Origin of the sequence: Marivivens sp. JLT3646, from assembly GCF_001908835.1 — a bacterium.
In the GTDB taxonomy this organism is placed as follows: domain Bacteria; phylum Pseudomonadota; class Alphaproteobacteria; order Rhodobacterales; family Rhodobacteraceae; genus Marivivens; species Marivivens geojensis.
In genome coordinates this window covers 2,692,163-2,708,728 of sequence record NZ_CP018572.1, presented here as the reverse complement: position 1 = coordinate 2,708,728, position 16,566 = coordinate 2,692,163, and the positions used below count along the sequence as shown (strand labels likewise).

19 protein-coding genes and 2 tRNA genes are annotated in these 16,566 nt (G+C 48.4%); 7 read left to right on the top strand and 14 right to left on the bottom strand.

What is annotated here, in order from left to right:
* Positions 1–13: 13 nt before the first annotated feature.
* Both mtaB and dapF read right to left on the bottom strand, forming a co-directional pair.
* Positions 14–1,267, bottom strand: a complete 1,254-nt coding sequence (gene mtaB, locus BSK21_RS13565) for a tRNA (N(6)-L-threonylcarbamoyladenosine(37)-C(2))-methylthiotransferase MtaB (protein ID WP_067552732.1) — start codon at positions 1,265–1,267, stop codon at positions 14–16.
* The gene (gene dapF / locus BSK21_RS13560; RefSeq protein ID WP_067552735.1) at positions 1,264–2,076 is read right to left on the bottom strand and encodes a diaminopimelate epimerase; all 813 of its coding nucleotides are present in this window, start codon (positions 2,074–2,076) and stop codon (positions 1,264–1,266) included. The genes mtaB and dapF overlap by 4 nt, the downstream gene beginning before the upstream one ends.
* Before the next feature lie 94 nt (positions 2,077–2,170).
* On the opposite strand from dapF, the gene BSK21_RS13555 reads away from it, so the two are divergent.
* A tRNA-Lys gene (locus tag BSK21_RS13555) sits at positions 2,171–2,246 on the top strand.
* A 93-nt stretch (positions 2,247–2,339) separates the two neighbouring features.
* Here the strand turns inward: BSK21_RS13555 and BSK21_RS13550 are convergent.
* The 7 genes from BSK21_RS13550 to BSK21_RS13520 form a co-directional block, all read right to left on the bottom strand.
* Positions 2,340–2,762 carry a hypothetical protein gene (locus BSK21_RS13550; RefSeq protein ID WP_156529626.1) on the bottom strand — a complete coding sequence of 141 codons (423 nt, stop codon included), beginning with the start codon at positions 2,760–2,762 and terminating at the stop codon, positions 2,340–2,342.
* Positions 2,763–2,922: 160 nt separating this feature from the next.
* The gene (locus BSK21_RS13545) at positions 2,923–3,216 is read right to left on the bottom strand and encodes a hypothetical protein (RefSeq protein ID WP_067552741.1); all 294 of its coding nucleotides are present in this window, start codon (positions 3,214–3,216) and stop codon (positions 2,923–2,925) included.
* 180 nt (positions 3,217–3,396) lie between these two features.
* Entirely contained in the window at positions 3,397–4,128 is a 732-nt protein-coding gene (locus tag BSK21_RS13540) for a proteasome-type protease (RefSeq protein WP_067552744.1), read from the bottom strand.
* A gap of 12 nt (positions 4,129–4,140) precedes the next feature.
* The gene (locus BSK21_RS13535) at positions 4,141–4,944 is read right to left on the bottom strand and encodes a transglutaminase family protein (protein ID WP_067552747.1); all 804 of its coding nucleotides are present in this window, start codon (positions 4,942–4,944) and stop codon (positions 4,141–4,143) included.
* Positions 4,941–5,885: an alpha-E domain-containing protein gene (locus BSK21_RS13530; protein ID WP_067552750.1), complete on the bottom strand. Its 945-nt coding sequence runs from the start codon at positions 5,883–5,885 to the stop codon at positions 4,941–4,943. The genes BSK21_RS13535 and BSK21_RS13530 overlap by 4 nt, the downstream gene beginning before the upstream one ends.
* Positions 5,886–5,888: 3 nt before the next feature.
* Complete coding sequence (locus tag BSK21_RS13525) at positions 5,889–7,340, bottom strand: circularly permuted type 2 ATP-grasp protein (protein ID WP_231924845.1); 1,452 nt, start codon at positions 7,338–7,340, stop codon at positions 5,889–5,891.
* Between the two features lie 152 nt (positions 7,341–7,492).
* Positions 7,493–8,518 carry a LacI family DNA-binding transcriptional regulator gene (locus BSK21_RS13520; RefSeq protein ID WP_067552753.1) on the bottom strand — a complete coding sequence of 342 codons (1,026 nt, stop codon included), beginning with the start codon at positions 8,516–8,518 and terminating at the stop codon, positions 7,493–7,495.
* Positions 8,519–8,629: 111 nt separating this feature from the next.
* Between BSK21_RS13520 and BSK21_RS13515 the strand changes: the two genes are divergently transcribed.
* From BSK21_RS13515 to BSK21_RS13505, 3 genes are all read left to right on the top strand, one after another.
* Positions 8,630–8,706: transfer RNA gene (locus BSK21_RS13515), tRNA-Arg, on the top strand.
* 152 nt (positions 8,707–8,858) lie between these two features.
* On the top strand, positions 8,859–10,088 hold the full coding sequence (locus BSK21_RS13510; RefSeq protein WP_067552756.1) for a site-specific integrase: 1,230 nt from the start codon (positions 8,859–8,861) through the stop codon (positions 10,086–10,088).
* A 141-nt stretch (positions 10,089–10,229) separates the two neighbouring features.
* A complete protein-coding gene (locus BSK21_RS13505; protein ID WP_067552758.1) occupies positions 10,230–10,598 on the top strand; it encodes a hypothetical protein in 369 nt (122 codons plus the stop codon).
* Positions 10,599–10,646: 48 nt separating this feature from the next.
* Here the strand turns inward: BSK21_RS13505 and BSK21_RS13500 are convergent, their stop codons facing one another.
* Positions 10,647–10,967 (bottom strand): H-NS histone family protein, encoded by a 321-nt coding sequence (locus tag BSK21_RS13500; RefSeq protein ID WP_197498231.1) that lies wholly within the window; start codon positions 10,965–10,967, stop codon positions 10,647–10,649.
* A gap of 62 nt (positions 10,968–11,029) precedes the next feature.
* Entirely contained in the window at positions 11,030–11,668 is a 639-nt protein-coding gene (locus tag BSK21_RS13495; protein WP_067552764.1) for a recombinase family protein, read from the bottom strand.
* Positions 11,669–11,834: 166 nt separating this feature from the next.
* On the opposite strand from BSK21_RS13495, the gene BSK21_RS13490 reads away from it, so the two are divergent.
* Positions 11,835–12,557, top strand: coding sequence for a hypothetical protein (locus BSK21_RS13490; RefSeq protein WP_067552767.1), 723 nt, complete (start codon positions 11,835–11,837; stop codon positions 12,555–12,557).
* Between the two features lie 67 nt (positions 12,558–12,624).
* Here the strand turns inward: BSK21_RS13490 and BSK21_RS13485 are convergent, their stop codons facing one another.
* Positions 12,625–13,176: a hypothetical protein gene (locus BSK21_RS13485; RefSeq protein WP_156529627.1), complete on the bottom strand. Its 552-nt coding sequence runs from the start codon at positions 13,174–13,176 to the stop codon at positions 12,625–12,627.
* A 260-nt stretch (positions 13,177–13,436) separates the two neighbouring features.
* Between BSK21_RS13485 and BSK21_RS13480 the strand changes: the two genes are divergently transcribed.
* Both BSK21_RS13480 and BSK21_RS13475 read left to right on the top strand, forming a co-directional pair.
* A complete protein-coding gene (locus BSK21_RS13480; RefSeq protein WP_067552773.1) occupies positions 13,437–13,913 on the top strand; it encodes a hypothetical protein in 477 nt (158 codons plus the stop codon).
* A gap of 136 nt (positions 13,914–14,049) precedes the next feature.
* Positions 14,050–14,628 (top strand): hypothetical protein, encoded by a 579-nt coding sequence (locus BSK21_RS13475; protein ID WP_074039043.1) that lies wholly within the window; start codon positions 14,050–14,052, stop codon positions 14,626–14,628.
* 194 nt (positions 14,629–14,822) lie between these two features.
* On the opposite strand, the gene BSK21_RS13470 is transcribed toward BSK21_RS13475, so the two are convergent.
* Positions 14,823–15,278, bottom strand: coding sequence for a hypothetical protein (locus BSK21_RS13470; protein WP_067552779.1), 456 nt, complete (start codon positions 15,276–15,278; stop codon positions 14,823–14,825).
* 123 nt (positions 15,279–15,401) lie between these two features.
* On the bottom strand, positions 15,402–15,626 hold the full coding sequence (locus BSK21_RS13465) for a hypothetical protein (RefSeq protein ID WP_156894217.1): 225 nt from the start codon (positions 15,624–15,626) through the stop codon (positions 15,402–15,404).
* Positions 15,627–16,566: the final 940 nt, after the last annotated feature.

Genomic DNA, 16,566 nt, shown 5'->3' with positions numbered 1-16,566 from the left:
CGACAGACAACGATCAGGCGCGAAGTTGCTGCCCGTCAACACCCAGAATTGTAGCGGTCACAATTTCCGATTCGGCTTGGTCGGTATCGAACATCACTTCGGTGAATTGTTCTGTCCGACCCATACGGGCATTTTCCATCAGAATTTGATGCGTCCGACCGATTTGTTGCGCCAGATGGGCGGCGACGCGTTCGTCCCCTTTGGCGCGAAGGCGGGCGGCGCGATCTTTTATCAGTTTTCCGTTCACTTGTGGCATCCGTGCGGCCGGTGTGCCCTGACGGATCGAATAGGGAAACACATGAAGCCACGTTAGGTGGCAGTCATCGACCAGACGTAGTGAGTTTTGAAAATGCTCTTCGGTCTCGGTCGGGAAGCCCGCGATAATGTCCGCGCCAAAGGTCATATCAGGTCGCAACCTGATCGCTTCCTCGGCAAAGCGAATCGCGTCATCGCGGAGGTGACGGCGTTTCATCCGTTTGAGGATCAAATCGTCACCATGCTGTAGCGACAAATGTAGGTGAGGCATGAGCCTAGGTTCAGTGGCGATGGCCTGCATTAGGTTTTCGTCAACTTCGATAGAATCAATCGAACTGATCCGAAGACGCGGAAGGTCAGGCACCAGTTTCAAGATGCGCATGACCAAATCGCCGAGTTTTGGCGTGGCAGGCAGGTCGGCGCCCCACGAGGTCAAATCCACGCCTGTGAGGACGACTTCGTTATAACCCTTATCGACCAACCGTTTGATCTGATCAACCACGACACCAGCAGGGACCGAGCGGGAGTTGCCGCGGCCAAACGGGATAATGCAAAACGTACAACGGTGATCGCACCCGTTCTGAACCTGAACGTAGGCGCGCGATCGTGTCCCAAACCCGTCGATCAAATGGCCAGCGGTTTCGGTGACCGACATGATGTCGTCGACGCGCACGGCCTCGGTTTGACCAATGAGGTCAGGGGCCATGGATGCCCATGTATCTGCCTGCATCTTTTCGGTGTTGCCTATGACGCGAGTTACTTCTGGCATCGACGCGAATGTTTCGGGCTCGACCTGTGCGGCACAGCCAGTCACGATCAGAACGGCATCAGGGTTTTCGCGGCGAAGTTTGCGAATTTCTTGTTTGGCTTTGCGCACGGCCTCGGATGTCACCGCACAGGTATTCACGACCACAGCATTTTCTACCCCAGCCTTCGCGGCCAGATCTTTCATCGCTTCGGTTTCGTAGGCGTTCAGGCGGCAGCCCAAGGTCGAAAAGACAGGCGCGCTCATCGCCAGGTACCATCAAACACATGCGCCGTTGGGCCAGTCATCCAGACGCCATCCTCGCGCCAGTCGATGTGGAGAGTGCCGCCATCCAGATCAATCCGCACCTTGCGCCCTGTGAGCCCTCTGCGGGCCGCTGCGACAGCGGTCGCGCAGGACGACGACCCAGACGCGAGTGTCAGGCCTGCGCCACGTTCCCAAACCCGCATACGAATGTGATCAGGACCGATGACAGTGGCGACCTGTACATTCGTGCGCTGGGGGTAGAGTGGGTGATGTTCGATCATGGGGCCAAAGGTTGTCAGATCGACAGCCTCGGCATCGTCGACAAAGAACGTGCAGTGTGGGTTGCCCATACCAGTCGCCGTCGGTGCGCCGTCAATCGGTAACGACAACGTATCCATTTCACGTGCGAGCGGGATTTCGTCCCAGTTCAGCTGGGGTGGCCCCATATTCACCGAGGTCAGGCCATCGCCCGCATCTTTGGCGAACAGCGTGCCGCGATCTGTAGTGATCGTAAGGGCTGTTTTTCCCGTACGGTCCATTTCCCAGCGGGCAATGCAGCGAGTCGCGTTTCCGCAGGCGGCTGATTGCGATCCGTCAGAGTTCCAAAATACCAGATGAAGGTCCGAATTTCGGCCTTCGTGAATGGTTGCCAGTTGATCGAACCCGATTCCCATGTGGCGATCGGCCATGGCAATAGCCAAGGCTTCGTCCACGACTGTGCCGAGGACGCGTTCATCAATGACTACGAAATCATTGCCCAAACCGTGCATTTTCATGAACGGCAGGCCGGTATTTTGTTCTGCGCGCATGGTCGTCGTATACGCTTCGATAAAAATTAAATCCAGAGATCGCGATTTTCGGGTTGACCCTACCCAGCGACCTTTCTAGAAGCCCCTCCACAGTGGGCCGTTAGCTCAGTTGGTAGAGCAACTGACTTTTAATCAGTGGGTCGCAGGTTCGAATCCTGCACGGCTCACCACTTTCTCTAAAGAGAACGAAAAAAGGCGCCTTTTGGGCGCCTTTTTTGTTTCTTGAACCTAAGTTTACAGGTTTTTCTTGGTTTCCGAGCTTTTCAGGCCATACGGCGTTCGATTCGAAACACGAATACCAAAATCACCATCAAGAAGAATTGACCGGAAATATCGCCGATCAAATAACCAATCCCCTGAATCACGTCGGTCCCATAGATCAAGCAATTGAGAATCGAGTTGGCCAGTGAGGCGATTCCTCCTGCGATAAGGAGCAATTTCCACTGAGACATCGATTTGAGTGAGGTGATTTTCGTGCCGCTTACGGCTTCGACAGCGAGGATCCCTCCGATTCCGACAACTGATCCGATCAATGTCGTCAAAACAGAGGCTTCTGTAATCGCTCCGATTCCTTGAGACGACATGTGCGACAGTAGCGCACCTGGAAAGACGTAGAGGACCGACTTTTCGCGATAGAGCCATGCCGTCAGTAGGCGGACGCCGTGCGGCAGAAAAAGCAGGCTCAAGTAGTTGGGGAGATCACCCAAAAAATAGTTTTGGATCGGGCCCAGAACAAAAATGGAAATCCAAAAGGCGGTCAGGAAGCATGCGGAAACGATGACCGTTCTCAGGACCTCATTTCTCATAAGTTGCGCCGCTTCCGCTATATTCCGACTCGGAGAGTCACTATTTGAGTTCTGGGTTCAAACGATACCAGCCTTTTCCGAGGTCAGCGTCGGACACCAAATAGCCCTTCATATCCAACACACGGAGCGCACGGAAAAAGGACGCACGGGGGACTGACGATGTCAGCTTGTGGGTCATAAGGTCTGCGGTCTTTAGGGTCCCTGTGGACATCGACACTTCCGCCGCTGCAGAAAGCAAGTCACGCTCAACGTCAGTGAGTTCGCTTAGCCCGAGTGAGCGTTCCATATCCCGAAGAAGAACGCGCAGTTGCGAGATTGCTTTGAGACTAGACATGGCCAGTTGGGTACCTTTGATATTGTGCCTGATGCTGATATCGCAAACGCGCTGTGTTCTACGCGTGCTCATAAGACGTAGGTGGTGGTTAATATGGGTAATGAGCGTACATATTTAGACGCTTTGAGGGCACTATAGCACAAGTCAGAGCAATTTGCTCCAACAAACGATAAAAAAATATCAAAGTGAGATTTCGGGAAGGCTGTCGAATGCGGCTTTTAGGGCGTCGCCCCAGCCATCTGTGATCGATCTAAACGACGCATCTTCTGCGGTAATCCGTTTCGACAGACCCCGCTGATAGCTATCGGTCGTATAGATCTGGAGGTCGAGCGGGAGGCCCACCGACAGGTTCGCCTTGATGGTCGAGTCAAAGCTGACGAGCAGCAGCTTAACAGCGGCTTCCCAGCTCATGTCGGGATCGTAAGCTCGAACGAGGATCGGTCGGCCATATTTCGTCTCGCCAATCTGGAAGAACGGAGTGTCGTCGCTCGCTTCGATAAAGTTGCCTTCGGGATAGATCAAAAACATCCGTGGTGGGCTGCCCTTGATCTGTCCGCCGACCAAGACGGTGGCATTGAAGGTCGAGTCTGCGCGCTGCCCTGCGTCGGCATTCCGCGCGATCACTTCGCGTAATGTGTCCCCGATCAAACGGGCGACCTGAAACATGGAAGGCGCCTCGAGGATCGAGGGTGACCGATTGTCAGGTGCCTTCGTTCGCTCTTCGAGCATTGAGATCACGGCTTGAGTGGTGGCGAGGTTTCCGGCCGTCATCAAGGTGATGCAACGTTCACCAGGAGCTTCGAAGGTGAACATTTTGCGGAAGGTAGAAATGTTGTCGACACCCGCATTGGTCCGCGTGTCTGACATGAAAATCAGACCGTTGTTCAACTGCATCCCGACACAATAAGTCATCTAACTCGTCCGTTACTGCTGCACTTGTAACTGGACCGCCATGCTTTCGGAAGCGGTGCCAAATCGCGTTCCGGATACAGGGGCTGCGTCTGCATAGTCCAGCCCTGATGCGACACGCACATACCGACGATCAGGCGAAATACCATTTGAGATGTCGAAACCAACCCATCCGAGGTCTTTGACATAGGCCTCGGCCCAAGCATGTGTTGCGTCTTGATGCGTGCGATCGTCCATCATCAGATAGCCCGAGATATAGCGGCTCGGCATGTTCATAGCACGACAACAGGCGATAAAAATGTGCGAGTGGTCTTGGCACACGCCATGTCCAGCTTGGGCTGCGTCCTCTGCGGAATAACCAACATTTGATGCACCGATTTCATAGGCAACCTTGGCGCGAACTACGTTTGATAGGTCGTGTAGCCATGCCAACGTGCCCACTTCGCCAGAAACTTGCCCAAGGATCTTACGACAGGCTGGGCCCGCCTTGGTCAGTGGAGTTGGCTGTTCGAAAAGCCACAGAGGCGTAAAGCCCTGATGCTGGCCCGTGATGCCATTCGTCTCTTTGATATCGACCTGACCGCTGCTGGTAACTTTGACCTCGGTCACATCCGCGTCGAAACTGATCAAGCTTACGTGGTTGCAATTCTGATCATCGTATTCGACTTCGATCTTTCCACCTTGGACGTCGACAACCCAATTGCGCACGGTCTGCCCATGGTGATCTTTTGGGCGCAACCGAAGTTGGAGTAGCGCGTAAGGCACTGGCTCGTCGTAGTGATAAGTCGTTGTGTGCTGGATTGAGAGCGTCTGGGTCATTGTGTGAAACGATAATCAACTTCGATTTGCTGGCCGAGGAGAGCGTTGTCCTCGAGGAAAAGCTGGATGTATTCGTGCAGACCAGTGTCGAAAATCTCATCAATGCTGGACTGCATGGTTTGGAGGGCGAGCTTTTCGGCCAGATCGTGACAGGGCAACCGCGTCTGATAGTCCGACATCAGGTAGCCAAGGTTCGCCCGCATTTTCTCTATGCAGAACGCGAGACTGCGCGGCATTCGCCGATCTAGGATGAGGAATTGCGCGATTTCGCGTGGACGCGGGTCTTGGCCATAGGCCATCTGGAAACCGCCTTCGGCAGATACGGACCGCAGTATCGTTTGCCATTGGACGTTATCGAGCGACGACCCAACGGCCATCGCGGATGGCAGCAGAACGTAATATTTCACATCGAGGATGCGCGCTGTGTTGTCTGCCCGCTCCGAAAACGTGCCGATGCGTGCGAAGTTGTAGATATCATTCCGCAGCATCGTCCCGTGAAGCGCACCGCGCACATAAGCGCTGCGTTGGCGTATCAACTGAAGGACATGCGGTAGGTCACGTTCCGCTACCTTGCGAGCGAGCGCGGATTTGAGCGACATCCAGCATTCGTTCACGGCCTCCCAAACTTCACGGGTTAGGGCTGTGCGAACGGTTTTTGCGTTGTTGCGTGCGTATTCGACGGCGTTTAGGACGCTGGATGGGTTGTCGCGGTCGCGGAGCATCCAGTCGATTACCTGATCACGGGTGACGACGCTGTCGTAGGCCACATTGTAACCATCAAGAACGGCAGCAGTCTGCATAACGCTGATCCATTCTTCGTCCGTTGATCCGCTTCGGGTTAGGGCGATGCGCAGTCCCGCTTCGATAAGGCGTGCCGTGTTTTCGGATCGTTCAAGATAGCGGAACATCCAGAAGAGGCCGCCGGCTGTTTTTCCCAGCATCTCTTATTCCTCCAGAACCCAAGTGTCTTTGGTGCCGCCACCTTGCGAAGAGTTCACGACAAGGCTTCCTTTCTTGAGGGCGACGCGTGTCAGTCCCCCCGGTGTGATGTCGATACGGTCTGGGCTGACCAGAACAAACGGTCGCAGATCTACATGACGTGGTGCGAGGCCCGAGCGCGTAAAAATGGGCACGGTCGAGAGCGATAGAGTCGGTTGTGCGATGTAGTTCGATGGCCGCAGTTTGAGTTTTCGGCGGAACGTCTCGATGTCCTTTTTCGTCGCGGTCGGTCCAATGAGCATCCCGTAGCCGCCAGATCCATGAACTTCTTTGACGACCAATTCGGACAGGTTGTCGAGGACATAGGCGAGGCTATCGGGTTCGCTACAGCGCCATGTCGGGACGTTCTGCAGGATAGCTTTTTCACCGGTGTAGAATTCGACGATGTCAGGCATGTAGCTATAAATTGCCTTGTCGTCGGCGATCCCTGTTCCGGGAGCGTTGGCGATTGTTATGCCGCCCGCCTTATAGACGTCCATGATACCTGGAACGCCGAGCTGGCTGTCAGGATTGAAATTCAGCGGATCGAGGTAGTCATCATCCACGCGGCGATACAGAACGTCGATTGCTTTGTACCCTTCGGTCGTTCGCATCGCGACGCGCCCATCGACGACCCGTAGGTCGTGGCCCTCCACCAATTCGACGCCCATTTTGTCAGCGAGGAAGCTGTGTTCGTAGTAGGCCGAATTGTAGATGCCTGGGGTCAGAACAGCGACCGTCGGTTTGTCGGAGGTAGCGGCTGGAGCGCAAGCGGCTAGGGAGCGGCGCAGCATCTTAGGGTAATTCGAGACAGGCAAAACCCGATTGCGTGCAAACAGTTCTGGAAACATCTGCAGCATCGTTTCGCGGTTTTCGAGCATGTAGCTCACCCCAGAAGGCGTGCGCGCGTTATCTTCGAGGACGTAGAATTCGTCAGGCCCCGTGCGGACAAGGTCGATGCCGACAATATGCGTGTACACACCACCTGCGGGACTGACCCCCATCATTTGCGGCAAGAAGGCCGCGTTCTTTGCGATCATTTCCGCAGGTAGCCGCCCAGCACGCACGATCTCTTGCCGGTGGTAGATGTCATAAAGAAAGGCGTTGATCGCACGAACGCGTTGTTCGATCCCGCGTGATAGTCGAGCCCATTCTCGTCCCGAAATAACGCGCGGCACGATGTCGAACGGGATCAATCGCTCTGATGCGGCGGCGCGCCCATAGACGTTGAAGGTGATGCCAGTGAGGCGAAAGAGGTCTTCCGCCTCGCGCTGTTTTTTACGCAGTCGGGCTGGATCTTCGCCGTCGAACCATGCGTTGAAATCCGTGTATGGGGCGCGAATGTCGTCCCCATTTACACCTGTCATTTCGTCAAAAATATTGGGCTTTTCCATGGTTTCGATCTTAGAAGCGAGCATGGGGCGCACAATTGGAACTATGATTGGTTTCGCATGTGAAATGGTCTTTTGTTCAATAAATAGGCAATTTCACCCCGGCAAATGCACTGTCTGGGGCTGAAAAAGAAATCAGCACAAAAATTTTGCGCTGATTCTCTTTGCAATCGATCAAATTACGAGCGGTTGAGCGTGTCGCCAGGCTGCAGCTTTGGCGTTAGCTCAACGACGAGGCCTTCATCCGCGTCTGGGTTGGTCACACGGTCCGCAAGGATCTGCGCTGCGCGGCGGCCAATCTCGCGGCGGCACGCGTCCATAGATGCCAATTTGCGCGGCAAACCGTCCAACAGCTCAACGCCGTTAAAGCCAGCAATGCCGATGCGGCCCGGAATGTCGTAACCTTGCTCGATGAGGTAGAGCAGACCACCTGCGCCGATCATGTCGTTGGAAAAATACATGAAGTCGAGGTCGGGGCTGCGCTTGAGCATCTTTTCAGTCAGTTCGCGCCCTTTCGCCAGCGCCGATCCGCCGGAATAGAACTCCTGATCCGAGATCTCGATCCCAGCTTTGGCGAGCGTCTGTGTGAAACCTTCAAACCGCTTCCGAGCTCGGTGGTCGAGCGGCATCTTCGTCCCAATAAAGCCGATTTTGCGATAGCCGTTCTGGAGGATCGACTCCGCCATTTTGCGACCAGCGCGACGATGGGAAATGCCGACACAGGCATCAACAGGGTGGCCGTCGACGTCCATGATCTCGACCACTGGGCAGCCGGCCTGACGCAGCATTGCGCGCGACGCATCAGAATGCTCAAGGCCTGCGATGATCACGCCCGATGGACGCCACGACAGCATCTCGAACAGGACCTTTTCTTCTTTCTCGGGAAGGTAATCCGTCACGCCCACAACGGGCTGCAGGTCTGTGTCGGCCAAAATCTCGGAAACGCCAGACAGCACTTCGGGGAAAACCATGTTCCCTAGGCTGGGGATGATCACGGCGACCAGATTCACACGTTGCGATGCCAGCGCGCCTGCAATTTTGTTTGGAACGTAGCCGAGCGACTTTGCAGCATCCTGCACCCGTTTGCGGGTCGCATCGCTGACGTCCCCCTTGTTGCGTAAAACGCGGCTGACAGTCATTTCGCTGACGCCAGATGCCTCGGACACGTCGCGAAGTGTAAGGGGGCGTTTGCTAGGAGCTTTCACGGCATTCGTCCTGTAACAGTATTATTACCCTGCATTTATCCACACATTCCTCGCCAGTCCAAGCCCGAACGATTGACGCCCGAAACAAAGGGAGGCATTCAAGGCAGTGATGGCCCCGTGGCTCAACTGGATAGAGCAGCCCCCTCCTAAGGGGCAGGTTACAGGTTCAAGTCCTGTCGGGGTCACCAAAAAATCATTTAAAAACAGGTGTTTATGATTCCATTTTGGAAACAGATTCTCAAAAATCTGTAAAAATCTAATTTACAAGCTGTTTACAAAAATCGGTGATTTTACCCTCTACCCTATGATATGTTTATGAAAATCAGCTTGGGTGAGTTCGTTGACAAAAAGCGAGAATAATTCTTACGAAGACCTCAGAGGCGACGGACAGGTCGTCATCTACAAAAGAGACGAATCGTCGAATTATTATGTTCGACTGAAGGTCTTAGAAGGTGATGGTAGCTATAAGTTCCGAGTTCGCTCACTGAAGACCAAAGACCGATCCCAAGCAGTGTCGGCAGCGTTTAAGACTCACGAGGAGATAACTTTCCATCTGAAGAGTGGCGGAAACCTTGACGGTCGAACCTTCAGGAAAGTCTTTGAGGAATGGAAGCAGACCAAACTCAACACTTACGACAGCAAAGCAAAAGCTGATCGGACTGTTGAATATGCTGGTCTGTATTCTCTCGATTATTTTGGGTCGATGATCTTCGATCGTATCTCAACACAGGACTTCTATCAGTATTGGGATTGGCGAAAGGTTAATTACAAACGTCGCAAACCTTCAGATGATACGCTGAACCGTGAACGGTCAGCTATCATGTCGATCTTCAAGTTTGGCTACCAGCGTGGCTACATCAAAGAGCTTATCAAGATCCCCAAATTAAAAACGAATGGTGTGAACCGACGACCGACATTCACCTTGGCGGAATGGAAGAAGATCACCAAAGTTATGCGGTCTTGGGTCTCTGAGGGAATCGATACTGGGCATTGGCGTGAGAGGTTCCTGCTTCAACAGTATGTACTGTTGATGAGCAACAGTGGGGTCCGTGTCGGTGAAATGCGAAACCTTCGATGGGAAGATGTGTCCTCGGTTACATCCGATAAAGGAAAACACTTCATCCTTCGGGTCTCTGGTAAAACAGGCGAGCGTGATGTGGTCCTCAATCCTTATTCTGACACCTATCTGAAACGTCTCTACGACTTGCGAGCGTCTGAGTTAGGGCATTCGCCTGATCCAACGGAATATGTGTTTATCAGTGGCAAGACAGGTGGTCCTTACACATCGTTCAAGACGTCTTTTAACAACATGCTGAAGTTCTGCGGGGTTCCCATTGAAAAGGGCGGGATGAATCGGACGATCTATTCCTTGAGACACTTCTACGGAACTCAACGTCTGAAGGGGAATATCAATCCCTATGTCCTCTCAAAACAAATGGGTACATCGGTCGAGATGATCGAAAAATTCTATGGTCACATCATGACCAAGGACGTGATGGATACGATCAAGCAGTCTACCAATCAGCGCTCATTCGATGATGGTGATCAGATTTCGTATCCGTTTGATTGATTGGACCAAATGTCTTCTAGCACTGAGTCGGATGTCGTCCGCTCCAAGAGCGGAATCTTGAAGACTGTCGAGAATAGTTAATCCATCGCCGTTGTCATTGAGCGTCTAAGGGGGGACCGAGGGTCATCTTCATAGGAGGTTATGATGGCAACGATGAAACTCAATTTGGCTAACTCAGCAGACAAACCACAGTCCAACTCTATCGCCGCCAAGCGAAATCGGTTGATCAATGGTCTCAGGAACCAGCTCAAGGAACTTGATCTTCATCTGAACGGACACTGGTCCCCACGAATGTGGTTCTGGCAAAGTGAAGATGGTTCATATCGTCTTGAAGCACGATACGCCAAGAAACCTTTGGAGTTTGAAGAGGGCAAAACAGCAATTGTTTGTAAGGATGATGACCAGCTTCGAAAGACAATCGACCACCTGATTGACCTTGTAAGAGTTGGCGAACTTGATCTCCTAATTGAGGAAAGAAGTTCATCGATACGAAAGCGCTTCACCCAATAAAAAAGGACCGCTTAGGCGGTCCTTTCCTTTGCTACTAACCTGTCTTGGTTAGATTGCGAGGTCTTCAAGTGTCTTGCCAGAACCAAGAGCTTCTTTGATCCATTTTGGCTGACGACCACGACCAGTCCAGGTCAGGCTGGAATTCTCTGGGTGAGCGTACTTAGGTGCAACTGCACCCTTGGATTTGCGCTTACTAGCAGTTCCACCCAGCAACTCACCAAGATCGAAACCATGTTCTTTTGCAGCAGCTTGAGCAGCGGCGAGAGCGTCTTTCTTCAGACGGTCCTCATAAGAAGAAATTGCTTTATCTACATCCGAGCGGAGTTTCTTCAATTCATTTAGCGAAAGATTGTTAAGGTCCATTTGGATCCCCCATTTTTGCAACGGGGTCGATTTAACGTTAATAAAACTAAAAATCAAGATTGGTCATATTAAATTAATTTAAGGGCTTTGAGGTAATTGATTGTCGGCTGGACATGCCAGATTTTTCCATTGGGCGAAGGAATACTGTTTTGGTTAAGCCATTTAGCAGTTCCGCTTGCTGAACCTGTCTCAAGGTACGCTTGTTCAAATACAATTCTGAGACTTTCAGCTCGTACTCGTTTTTCTGAACGTCTTTGCTTTGCCAAGACTTGAGCATTCTTTCCCAAAACAACACCACGACTCTTCGCCACAGATAATGCTGCCTTGGTACGTTCGGAGATTTGCCGTCTCTCCTCTTCCGCAAAGCAAGCAAGGAGGTGAAGGAAGAAGGTGCTTACATTGGGATGTTCACACACCACCAATTCGACCCCTTGGTCAATTATTCCTGAGATAAACGATACTTTACGTGAAAAGCGATCAAGCTTTGGGATCAGAAGCTTTGCTTTGGTCTTCTTCACCAATGCAATTGCTTTGTTCAGTCCTGTCCGACCATCATTCTTCCCTGACTCAATATCGGTAAATTCTTCGAGTACGATATCACTGGATTGAAGAAAGCCTTCAACCATTCGTCTCTGAGCTTCCAGCCCTAATCCTGATCGCCCCTGCCTCGCAGTGGAGACACGATAATAGACCACATAATCAACCATAACCGAAATCCGTCCTCAACAGACCAACGTTTGTTTAGGACGGTATCGATATAAACAACCTTATTGACAACAAATCGGACAGCAGTTGTTCCAACTGAAGTCCTAAAGCTGAACGGTTGGGTTGTGTAAATTTAATGCATGGGACATTAACTAAAGGAAACCTATTATGAACTATACAACCAAAATTATCAAAGCATTCGATGAACTTAATAAAAAAATCATTGAGATCACGAAGGGTGAAGCGCAGCTATGTGACTATGACACTTTTCTTAAAATGCTTGAAGCTTGTGCTATCCCAGATCACATCGATACAACAGAAATTGAGCAATTCATTTCCGAATTTCAGGCTTATGGTCAGAATAAGTTTGAGGATGAGCTTGCAGATATCCTGGATAATCTCAAAGACGTTTCCGATTATGTGGATCGGAAAACCACTTTCTATCAACGGATGAGCAATATCGAGATTATTTCAGACCTATCGAAAATTAGCGATCCGTTTCGGGATTCCTGTGAGTATACACTTTACAATATTCGATTGAAGTTAAATGAAGACGAAAGCTCGTCGCTGCCTGAAGATATGATGAATAATCTAAATGAATGCTCTATCGATGAATTGGAAAACGATAATAATATTGGAGAAGAAGATCGTAAAATTGTTGAGGCTTTCCTTTGGTGCGACATGAGCGAGGAGGAAAAGGAACCTTTTCGGATAAATTTGTCGGATGAAGATAGCGAAAATTGGTTCCAAGATTACGGACGTTGGCTTGAAGAAAAAATGGACATAGTGCGAAATTCGCCGGTATTGTCAAATAGCCAAAAACACACAAAACTCCTGGTATTGATTTTTGAATATGAATATCAATCAAAAAGAGAATATTTAAATAAATAATAGTGAAATAATTGAAATTAGGGAATGATTGAGAAGCTTTTCAATCATTCCCAGAGAATTGCAAAAATTAGGGGAAACGCCCCTCGCTTACATTAAGAAGTGTCTTTTCGACTGATTTGAGACTTCTCCGCACGGATCGAATGACATCTTCAAAATCAGCGTTTGTCTTGAACCTATCAAAGTCGTTAATCTGAGGTAGGTTAACCATCGTCCTGCGCAGTTGAGAACGTACTCGACTGTCAAAATTCTTCCTGACTTCTATCAAGAAGTTACGGTTGATTGAAGGTTTATTCAGTTTTAGAAAAATTTTATACATTTCTAAGTTCTGGTAATGGAACAAACCTTTAATTTCTTTCTGTGTGAAACTGTACTTCCCTACTCCTACTCTCTTTGATTTTCGGTTGGTCTCGTTCTCCCCTAGTTCAGCTAAACGTTCAGATTGCTTCTGCTCAACAATTCGCTTTACGTCTTTTATAATCGTCGAGACGCTCTCGTTAAGTGGAATACTAAGGGTCAATGTGTTTGGTGAGCTGGAGACCTTGGAAACTTCTTTTACCATTACTTCGTCGAACAGATATTTGTGATCCTTCCACCAAGCATCAAACTTGATGTCTTTCACATCGCCCCACTCTTTATAGAAGTTCTTCGATTTCTCTAGATTCTCGGAATACTCAGGATTTGAGTGGCAGATTTGCAAACACTCAAACCATAACCGAATGTGTTGCTTCTTCGATCTCATAGAAATGTTTATCGGCTTTTGGGACATCACTGCTTCACTTCTACTGTCCTAAATTTACCCCATTATTCACTTTATACTATCTATATCAAACAAAATATTCGGTTTGTTATGAAATATACATCCTCAGAAAAGGGCAAAAAATGTCAAAAATTACAGATAAGCAAATTTCGTTAATTATGAAGCAGATGGGTTTTGATCCATTGTATTTGACCAAAGAGCTAAGGAAGAAACATGTTCAAAAAATGACGCTTAAGGAACGCTGCGAATACATCAACCACATGAGGTTGCCGTTTGGTATCGTTCGCTGCACTCCACACAGGCTTCTTAAAAAGTGGTTAGGTATGGATCTTTTGTCAGTAATGAATTTTGGAATTAACTTTTATCGAAAATCCAAAGATTTGAATTTCTTGTTCAATAGTTGCTTCCACATTTCCCATATCGATGGAAGTGAAGTAATTGATTATGGTTTTTTCACTTTGGGAGAGAACGCTGAATATTCGATAGCAACAGAGAAGCGGATTGATGAAGTCTTGGAAGAAGGTGTGATTGATCTCTCGACATTTGATGGTGATTATATCGTTGGATTCGGTCCAAAGACGTTTGAAAAATTCAAATAGAGTTTCTGAAATCTCCTCACTTATCAAAAAATTGTAGATCGAATGGGACAGTAGTTGATCCTTCTATTGTCCTAAATCCATCAACGGGAAAATGTTAAATTTTAAATATGAAGTCAAATAGGAAAAGGACTATAAAATGACTAAAGACACTATCAATTCAATGGACCAAATCATTTCAGAAATTGATGTAAAGCTGGATGAACTTTTTAGTATCTTTTGGGAATGTACCCTAAAAGAAATTGATGATCTAACGGATCACCTAAGTTCCTTAAATGCTCCACAATTTCTTCTGGACGATTATATCAAAAATCAACCAATTCTAATGAAAATGCGACACGAGGAGATTACAGAACTCCTCAAGCTAGAGTTCAAAAATAGATTCTTCAATGAACAGTGGATGGACATGGAAGGTTTTGTCCCAATTATTCCAACGAAATTATCTATGTTTGATCGAAATGACGACTTTAACGGCTTTATCATCAACAATTTCGAAATTGAAAGCAATCGACGATCCTTCGTCAAAGATTTTTACATCGATCAATGCGGCTACACACAGGTCAAAACGAACTCTGAACTATTTAGATACTGGTTCAAGTGGAATGTTGTGTATGCACTAAAGCATAGATTTCTGGACCGACCATTTCGTATTATCAAAAATACGATTAGCAAAATCTTGAAGTTCAGCAAAAAAGAAATGGTTTATAGTCAATTTTAAGTATTTTACTACATTTCTCCTTAGTCTAAACTAAAGTTTCTTAAATTATTTTGGCTTAGACCAACTGACCCCTCCTTAGTGAGGGGTTTTTCTTTTTCTGGGTCAACATTCTTTTGAAACTTGACGCAAAACAAACTGTATTCTTGTTGTGATTTGAGATTCCAGTATAGCTTGTTTTTTGGCTTTGGAGGTCGTTAGGCGATCCCTAAACGACGCTTTGCTTCAGCAATTTCATCAGGCTTAAAATAAGATTGATGTGCAATCACTACGTTTTCATATGCCGCTTGTAGGTTTCCGGTCTCTCGCAGCTTATTGAGACCAATCGTGTCAGAGTCCTTGTTCAACAGGTCCTTCAACATCTGTACCGCACCGACTTTTTTAATTTTTTGTCTAGAATATGAAGCTACCTGTTTTGACTTCGCTTTTTCACTCAACACTGCTTCATAGGCTTGAACTTGCTTCATCAGAGCGTTGTGAACTGGACACTGACCTGTCTGTGCATCGTGAAACACTTGTGCGAGTCGCTGTTCGCCAATTTGTACTGCTTCTTCGTGACCGATCCGCTTCGCATTAGTGATTAGCTGCTCGATCTCTTTCGATCCATGACGTTCATTGAACATCTGCTTAAGCTGTTCGGTTGTATAATTCATCGCTAACTCCAGCCTCGATACTAAGCGTAGAGTGACACAGCTCTGACGAATCGCAATACCTTGTTTCAAATGTCTTTGTCAGGCGTCACGACTTCTTTCCATACCCAGCAAGCACAATGCCGATTACTTCAGCTTAGATCGAACACTTGTCATCAACCTTGGATCATTTGTGTTAACGGCAATCCCAAGTCCGTTCAGATATGCTATCAGCTTATTCTGTTGAGCAATCAGCTTGTTTTGCTTCACAGGATCCTGTTCTTGCTCAATCGCAATAGACAAGCTTCTGATCTTGATCACGAGACCTACCGTTACTGCCTTTGTCCAAACTGGATAACGACCTTCGGTCATGAACGTCTTAAATCGTACCATCTTCAGCTCCTAATAATCACAACTGATAGCTGGCTGGTACGGTTCAGCTCCTTAAGCCGTCGGTCCAGCTTCTGGAGGTCTTTAGTGTCTAGGATCTCATGTGTTTCAATCTTTGGGTTTTGAAGCTTTAGGATCGAACGAGAGAGGTCGTACTTGCTGCTTGGGCTTGAGAGTGAAGAGATCATTGGCTGAAATCCTCAGATAGCTGTCTCATGATCCTCAGTTCTTGTGGGCAGTGAGTAGCGATTAGATCGTTTAGAATTGATGTTCTGGACATATGCTTTCGCTTAGATAGCTCGTCTAGAACTGCTTTAAGTTCATATGAAATGTTAAAATTCATTAGCTGATACTTCATAATGCTTTCCTTTGACTGAATTGATTTTGATTGGTTTGTTATTGGGTTTATTGGTTTTAATATTTAATTTACTTGGCATTAGGTAATACTAAGAATTAAAGGTAAACCGTTAGGTTTGACCAAGTCATGATAGTGCAAAACGCATCGGTAGAGCTGCTTAGGAGTCTATACTCAACAAAGCTCGAAACAGGTGGAGTTCGACCAATCGATACTATCGGAATAAACTGATTTAGTGCGTAGCTTGAGGCAATAATTGACCCAGCCAAGTTCACGATCATCGGTAGTAGGTTTTTCAAAGTGGATTTGGTTATAACCAAACTTCGTAGAGGACCAGCAACTCTTAACAATCGCATAGAAGAATGGTTCAGAAATGTGTTCTGGACACTCAATAATGCAATGTAGGTGATGACGGTGTGTACCGTCACTCTCTCGTACCACCAACATCGATAGCTTCTTGCCAAACCTCTTGAACTTGTTACCAAATATTCTTGAGTTCAATTTGTTGGAAAAGTGACGAAAATTCTGCTCGGAGCGTAAGTCGTCCAACCATATCCCATCAGAAAA

Bases quoted from the DNA above. Each gene is read 5' to 3' on its own strand.
- mtaB (WP_067552732.1), bottom strand. From the start codon at position 1,267: ATGAGCGCGCCTGTCTTTTCGACCTTGGGCTGCCGCCTGAACGCCTAC.
- BSK21_RS13480 (WP_067552773.1), top strand. From the start codon at position 13,437: ATGTCAAAAATTACAGATAAGCAAATTTCGTTAATTATGAAGCAGATG.
- dapF (WP_067552735.1), bottom strand. From the start codon at position 2,076: ATGCGCGCAGAACAAAATACCGGCCTGCCGTTCATGAAAATGCACGGT.
- BSK21_RS13465 (WP_156894217.1), bottom strand. From the start codon at position 15,626: ATGACCGAAGGTCGTTATCCAGTTTGGACAAAGGCAGTAACGGTAGGT.
- BSK21_RS13545 (WP_067552741.1), bottom strand. From the start codon at position 3,216: ATGTCTAGTCTCAAAGCAATCTCGCAACTGCGCGTTCTTCTTCGGGAT.
- BSK21_RS13535 (WP_067552747.1), bottom strand. From the start codon at position 4,944: ATGACCCAGACGCTCTCAATCCAGCACACAACGACTTATCACTACGAC.
- BSK21_RS13525 (WP_231924845.1), bottom strand. From the start codon at position 7,340: ATGCTCGCTTCTAAGATCGAAACCATGGAAAAGCCCAATATTTTTGAC.
- BSK21_RS13475 (WP_074039043.1), top strand. From the start codon at position 14,050: ATGACTAAAGACACTATCAATTCAATGGACCAAATCATTTCAGAAATT.
- BSK21_RS13530 (WP_067552750.1), bottom strand. From the start codon at position 5,885: ATGCTGGGAAAAACAGCCGGCGGCCTCTTCTGGATGTTCCGCTATCTT.
- BSK21_RS13470 (WP_067552779.1), bottom strand. From the start codon at position 15,278: ATGAATTATACAACCGAACAGCTTAAGCAGATGTTCAATGAACGTCAT.
- BSK21_RS13490 (WP_067552767.1), top strand. From the start codon at position 11,835: ATGAACTATACAACCAAAATTATCAAAGCATTCGATGAACTTAATAAA.
- BSK21_RS13505 (WP_067552758.1), top strand. From the start codon at position 10,230: ATGATGGCAACGATGAAACTCAATTTGGCTAACTCAGCAGACAAACCA.
- BSK21_RS13540 (WP_067552744.1), bottom strand. From the start codon at position 4,128: ATGACTTATTGTGTCGGGATGCAGTTGAACAACGGTCTGATTTTCATG.
- BSK21_RS13495 (WP_067552764.1), bottom strand. From the start codon at position 11,668: ATGGTTGATTATGTGGTCTATTATCGTGTCTCCACTGCGAGGCAGGGG.